This window comes from Neobacillus drentensis (assembly GCF_036962765.1).
In the GTDB taxonomy this organism is placed as follows: Bacteria; Bacillota; Bacilli; order Bacillales; family Cytobacillaceae; genus Neobacillus; species Neobacillus drentensis_C.
This window is the reverse complement of the sequence record NZ_JBALOS010000216.1, coordinates 3,267-6,084: the sequence shown is the minus strand read 5'-3', so window position 1 is coordinate 6,084 and position 2,818 is coordinate 3,267. Positions and strand designations below refer to the sequence as shown.

3 protein-coding genes are annotated in these 2,818 nt (G+C 36.2%); 2 read left to right on the top strand and 1 reads right to left on the bottom strand.

Annotation, left to right across the window (positions count from 1 at the left end; all coding sequences use genetic code 11):
* Window positions 1-379: CPBP family glutamic-type intramembrane protease (locus V7137_RS23515; protein ID WP_335700315.1), on the top strand; the 379-nt coding region annotated here is incomplete at its 5' end.
* 239 nt (window positions 380-618) lie between these two features.
* Here the strand turns inward: V7137_RS23515 and V7137_RS23510 are convergent.
* Window positions 619-1,335 carry a response regulator transcription factor gene (locus V7137_RS23510; RefSeq protein ID WP_335700314.1) on the bottom strand — a complete coding sequence of 239 codons (717 nt, stop codon included), beginning with the start codon at window positions 1,333-1,335 and terminating at the stop codon, window positions 619-621.
* A gap of 213 nt (window positions 1,336-1,548) precedes the next feature.
* Here V7137_RS23510 and V7137_RS23505 point away from each other — a divergent pair.
* Window positions 1,549-2,818, top strand: a 1,270-nt coding sequence (locus tag V7137_RS23505) for a chlorohydrolase family protein (RefSeq protein ID WP_335700313.1), incomplete at its 3' end; no start/stop codon positions are given.

Sequence of the window (2,818 nt, the reverse complement as noted above, 5' to 3'; positions counted from 1 at the left end):
ATTAGGATTAATATTCTCAGTTTCAGTAATAAGTCCCTTTAGTGAGGAATTTATTTGCCGATATTTACTATATGGGGGACTTTCTATAGCTATTGTTGGATTGGCAAAAGAGAATAAGTGGATAAAAAAGATTTATAATGAGTTGTTTATTATGAAAAATCCAAAATATATATGGTCATGGGTTATCCTTACCAATATAGGCTTCGCAATGGCGCATGGTCCTGACATACTTAACTTTCCGCTATACTTCCTTCCGGGGGTAGTTTTTACAATATTTTTCTTAAGACTTGGCTTCCTTGCGGCTTGGATTTCTCACGGTTCTTCTAATTTTTTCTCATGGATAGCTCATGAAATTATTGTTAACACACTATTTAAATGAATAAGCTGATAAAAGATTTGAATCTAGTACACAGAATAATTGCTACGATTGCTGGAATGGTTGATCCAAAGATCGTTTCTGACATGCCAACTAAGGATCATAATAGGTATATAAATTTAATATGAAATAAATTAGTCGGTCAGTAATGATCGGCTTTTCCGTATTCTATAGGGTATTTTTATAATCGATCATTGTCGATGAATTAACCCAATTCCCCAATTCTTTTAAAAAGGTTTCCCTTACAATTTAACCAGTTGGGATTTTTCCTTCTCCCGATATTCCTTTGGTGAGATTCCCTCCATTTTTCGAAATAATGTACTAAAATAGTTTTGGCTTCTAAATCCTGAGTTTTCTGCTATATCCGATATGGTCCAGTTTGGGTTAGCGATTAATAACCGTTTCGCCGTCTGGATTCGAAATTGAATTAAATACTCCGAAAAAGGAACGCCTACTTCTTCATGAAATTTCCGACTTAAATAGGTAGGGTTTACGTGAACCTCACTTGCGATTTCTGAGAGTGAAATCTTTTCAGCAAATTTTTCATGGATGACTTTCAGAGAACAATGAATTAAGTGGGAATATTTTTGAGAAAACGGATCTTCTTTATACTTTGATAAAATCTGTAATAAATCACTCTCGACAACGGGCTTCGTTAAATAGGCAACAACCCCTATTCTAATCGATTGCTGAGCATAGCTGAAATCCTGGCAGGCTGTAACCATGATTATTTCCGTATCTTTATTGCTTTGTCTTAGTTCTTCCCCAAATTCAAGTCCAGATTTTCCTGGAAGATGAATATCTAAAAAAGCCAAATCGATATCATGATTTAGATTAATTGAATGTGCTTGACTCGCATCAGCCGCCTTGAAAAACTTCCAAAAAGGAAATTTAGATTGCAACAAGTATTCTAGTTGTTCTAATTCTAATGGTTCATCATCAAGTAATAAGACATTCATTTCCATACACCCCCTCAGCAAAGATTCCCCTTCTGTTCTTTCAATAAATTTAAACAAAAGGGTATTTGAAGTAAATATGATGTAGAAAAGAAGTAGAAAAAGTTTAAAAAAGAGTAATAATTCCGAAAATAAATCCGGTTACCTTTTTCTATAATTAAACTAGTAATCAATAATTTTAAAAGTACAGTATTACTTGATTGAAAGGAGAAAAAAATGGTAACCAAGCTTAAGGGAAGTTATGTGATTGGTTTTGATGGGGACGATCATGTAATTTTAGAAGATTCAGAGGTTGTATATGAAAACGATACAATTATTTATGTGGGAAAAAATTACTCTGGAGAAGTGGATGAAATCATTGATGTTGGGAGATCTGTCATTAGTCCAGGGTTTATCGATTTAAATGCACTAGGTGATATTGATCACGATATTTTACATTTAGAAGCAAGTAGCGACAAACAGAAAAACCTGCTCTGGTCAAAGTGTTATGTTGACAACGGACATCATGAAGTCATGACAGCGGAAGAAGAAGCATTTAAATCACTCTATGCCTATTCTCAATTGATTCTTAATGGGGTTACTACTGCGATGCCGATTACATCTGTTTTTTATAAAAAATGGGCAGAAACATACGAGGAACTAGCCGCAGCTGCCAATCATGCTGGCAGATTAGGATTAAGAATCTACTTAGGACCAAGTTATCAATCTGGAATTAGAGTCGTCGAGACAGATGGAACGATCAAGCTTTTCTGGGATGAAGAAGCAGGGAGAGCAGGATTGAAGCGTGCGGTAAGTTTTGTTGAAGAATTTGATGGAGCCTATAATGGATTGGTTAAAGGAATGCTGGCACCTGAACGAATAGAATCTCAAACAGAAGAAAGCCTGAAACAGACTAAATATTACAGTGAAAAATTAGGTGTTCCTATCAAACTCCATGCGGCACAAGGGAGCTTTGAATATCATACAATTCTTGAAAAACATGGTGTGACCCCTATTCGCTATTTGTATAATCTTGGTTTTTTAGGACCCAAAACCGGAATTCCACATGCTCATTTTATTGCTGGTTATAGTGAAGCGCAATCCGGTGAGGGCGATGATATAGCGCTCCTAACAGAAACAAATACAACAGTAATCCATTGTCCTTTGATTATCGGAAGACATGGTTCTGCTTTAGAATCATTTGCAAAATACAAAAGGGCAGGAATCAATTTAGCACTCGGTACTGATACATTTCCACCAGATATGTTTCAAAATATAAGAACGGGCAGTATGCTATCCAGGCTGATTGAAAAAGAAGTAGATGATTCATCCTATGCTGATCTTTTTCGAGCAGCGACAATTGGAGGAGCCAAATTTCTTGGAAGGGACGACCTTGGCAGACTTAGAGTGGGGGCAAAAGCAGATATCATTGTAATTGACTTGGATAGCTTCCATATGGGCGTGGTAGATGATCCGATTCGGACAATGATTGCAAGCGGGTCAGGAA

Bases quoted from the DNA above. Each gene is read 5' to 3' on its own strand.
- V7137_RS23510 (WP_335700314.1), bottom strand. From the start codon at position 1,335: ATGAATGTCTTATTACTTGATGATGAACCATTAGAATTAGAACAACTA.